The sequence below is a fragment of the Barnesiella sp. CU968 genome, from assembly GCF_905219685.1.
In the GTDB taxonomy this organism is placed as follows: domain Bacteria; phylum Bacteroidota; class Bacteroidia; order Bacteroidales; family Muribaculaceae; genus Lepagella; species Lepagella muris_A.
This window is the reverse complement of record NZ_CAJMXD010000319.1, coordinates 1-3,388: the sequence shown is the minus strand read 5'-3', so window position 1 is coordinate 3,388 and position 3,388 is coordinate 1. Positions and strand designations below refer to the sequence as shown.

The window sequence follows — 3,388 nt, the reverse complement described above, 5'->3', positions numbered from 1 at the left end:
TTTAATTCGAAATTTTTTATATAGTGAATCTTGTGGCTTCCTTGAGGTCTTTTATGGTTGTTTTCACCGAGTCTCATCGGTCACATAGCCCGCTATGCTCCCTCTTCGACTCGTAAAAACACCTCATAAAATCCTCTCAATGAACCTCACAATTAAATTTAAACAGTTTCTTAGCCGCGAGGGCTTGTTCTCGGCGGGAGTCTGCGTTGGGCAGGAACCGGGTGAAAATAAAAATAGCAGATTTGGAATCTGCTATTTTATTGGTTTCAATGTCCTTGTCTGATGCTGTAAGTCATCAGGTATGATTCTACAGATGTTATTCCTCTTCCTTCATGTTATGGAAGACATTCTGAACATCTTCGTCATCTTCAAATTTTTCGAGGAGCTTCTCGAGCTGTTCGCGCTGTTCGGCTGTGACTTCCTTGTAGTCTGTCGGGATTCTTTCAAACTCTGCAGATACAATCTCAATGCCTTTGTCTTCAAAAAAATTCTGAAGGTTGGCAAACTGGTCGAAAGCGCCGTATATCAGCCATTCTCCATCTTCCGCTTCGAGCTCAGCCTCGAAATCCATAAGGTCGAGTTCGAATTCATCAAGTGCGATGTCAGCATTCGGTTTTACGTGAAAAACGCTCTTGTGGTCGAACAGAAAGGAGAGTGAACCCTGAGTGCCGAGTGATCCTCCGAATTTATTGAAATAGCTGCGTACGTTGGCAACGGTGCGCTGGTTGTTGTCGGTGGCGGTCTCCACTACAATGGCGATTCCGAAGGGTCCATATCCTTCATATACGATCTCTTTGTAGTCTCCGGCATCTTTGTCTGTTGCTTTCTTTATGGCGCGCTCGATAGTGTCCTTGGGCATATTGGCTGCCTTGGCATTCTGCATCAATACACGCAGACGTGGATTCATGCTCGGATCTGGACCTGCTGCCTTTGCTGCAATGGTTATTTCCTTACCGATACGGGTGAACGTACGGCTCATATTGCCCCAGCGTTTCAGTTTGCGGGCTTTTCGGAATTCAAATGCTCTTCCCATATATGTTGTTATCTTGTCTGTTAGTTAATATTATCTTAATTCTGCTCCCATGTTTTTAAGAGCTTCTATAATTCTGCTCATAGATGCGTCTATCTGTTTGTCGGTGAGAGTCTTCTCGTTATCCTGCAGTTTCATTGACACTGCATATGATTTCTTGCCGGCTGGGAGGTTCTTGCCTTCGTATACGTCAAAGAGACGGACGTCTCGCAGAAGTTTGCGTTCTGCCTTGCGTATGACTGCATCTATATCAGCGAATCTTACACTCTTGTCAACAAGCAGCGCGAGATCGCGATCCACAGGCTGGGTCTTTGGCAGTTCAGCGTATGTCACCCGGTTCTTGGCTGTGAGTTTGAAAAGGCTGTCCCAGTCTATGGCTGCGTATGTCACGCTCTGTTCGATATCGAATTTCTTAAGTATCGAAGAACGTATGATTCCTACTTCGGCTATATGTTTGCCCGAGCGGCTTGCGATATCGAGCTTTGCCGAGAAGATTTCATCGGAACTTTGGGTTGTGGTGACAGCTGCTGGCTGTAGCCCGAGACGGCGGAGGATATTGTTTACAACGCCCATAAGGTCATATACAGAAGCTTCTTCCGCTTTTACATTCCAGGATGCCGGTTCCTTCTTGCCGGTAATCCAGATGCCAAGCTCCATGCGCTCGCTGTATTGAGCCAAAGGTTTCTCTGCTGAGCTTTCCTTTTCAGGATTGAACCGGTAAACATTCCCGAACTCATAGAATTTCAGATCCGGCATCTTGCGGTTCACATTATGTGATATTGACTCAAGTCCGCCGTAGAGCAGTGTCTGGCGCATCACACCCAGGTCATTGCTGAGGGGATTCAACAGTCTGACGCAATTTGCCAGAGGTAATAACTCCGAATTTTCGTAATAACTTACTGCCGTGAGAGAGTTGTTCATTATTTCGGAGAAACCGGCGGCTGTGAGCTGTTCGCTTATGGTCTGCTGCATATCGTAGCTTTCGTCGGTAGCACCGCGCTGCGACAGAGATACGTGCATTTCATCGCCGATCTCGACATTGTTGTAACCGTATACTCTCAGAATCTCTTCCACTACATCGCAGGGGCGGTATACATCCACACGGTATGTCGGGACGGTCAGATGCAGAACATCCGCATCTTCGGTTTCAGTAACATCGAATTCAAGGGCTTTGAGGATGCATCTCACCAATTCACCCGGAAGTTCCTTGCCGATAAGTCTGTTGCAGTATGTAAGGGAGAAATCGAGTTCTTTTCGTTCAATAGGAGCGGGCAGAACATCGATTACACCTCCGCAGATTTCTCCCCCGGCAAGTTCCTTGATCAGCGATGCCGCCAGTCTGGCGGCGTATACAGTCACAGATGGGTCTGCACCGCGTTCATAGCGGAATGAGGCATCGGTCGACAGTCCATGGCGGCGGGCTGTGCGACGCACGCGTGTGGGATTGAAATATGCGCTTTCTATGAATACGTTCTTTGTGCCTTCAGTCACTCCTGAATCAAGACCACCGAAAACACCCGCGATGCACATCGGTTTTTCCGCATCGCAGATCATCAGGTCTGCTTCGTTGAGCTCCCGTTCCACTCCGTCAAGAGTAGTGAATCTTGTCCCCTTTTCGCATGTGCGGACAATTATCTCCTCCCCCTTGACGTGATCAAGGTCGAAGCAGTGCAATGGCTGTCCGATTCCCAACAGCACGAAATTTGTGATGTCTACAATATTGTTGATCGGTCTCTGTCCGGCGGCAGTAAGAAGGTTCTTGAGCCATTCGGGAGATTCCTTGACTTCCACGCCTCTGATTGTGACTCCGGAATATCTCGGACATCCCTCCTCATCCTCTATTCTCACTGTCACGGCACCATCGGTGCGGTCTGTCGTGAGTCCGGATGCATCCGGCACAGAAACCTCCGGATATTCTCCTTGTTTTTCATTCTGGCAGATAAGACACCATTCCTTTGCCTTGAGATCGCGAGCCACGCCATAATGGCTTGCCGCGTCAACGCGGTTCGGAGTCAGCTCCACTTCCAGTCTGTAGTCGCTTTCGACATTGAAATATTCGGCTGCGGGTGTGCCGGGCTTGATATCATCTGCGAGCACCATAATACCGGCATGGTCAGTGCCGATGCCGAGCTCGTCTTCAGCGCAGATCATACCGAATGACTCCTTGCCGCGTATTTTTGATTTCTTGATCTGGAATTCCTTGTCGCCGTCATAGAGGGTTGTGCCGACAGTGGCTACGACCACTGTCTGACCTGCGGCAACGTTAGGCGCGCCGCAGACTATCTGTACCGGTTCTCCGGTGCCGAGATCCACTGTGGTCACATGAAGATGGTCGGAATCGGGATGATCCTCGCATGT

2 protein-coding genes are annotated in these 3,388 nt (G+C 48.8%); both read right to left on the bottom strand.

The annotated features are described in order from the left end of the window. Positions 1-316 precede the first annotated feature (316 nt). Positions 317-1,033 carry a YebC/PmpR family DNA-binding transcriptional regulator gene (locus tag JX312_RS10835; RefSeq protein WP_204458005.1) on the bottom strand — a complete coding sequence of 239 codons (717 nt, stop codon included), beginning with the start codon at positions 1,031-1,033 and terminating at the stop codon, positions 317-319. Between the two features lie 30 nt (positions 1,034-1,063). Further along, the coding region (gene pheT / locus JX312_RS10830; protein WP_204458004.1) for a phenylalanine--tRNA ligase subunit beta at positions 1,064-3,388 on the bottom strand (2,325 nt) is incomplete at its 5' end.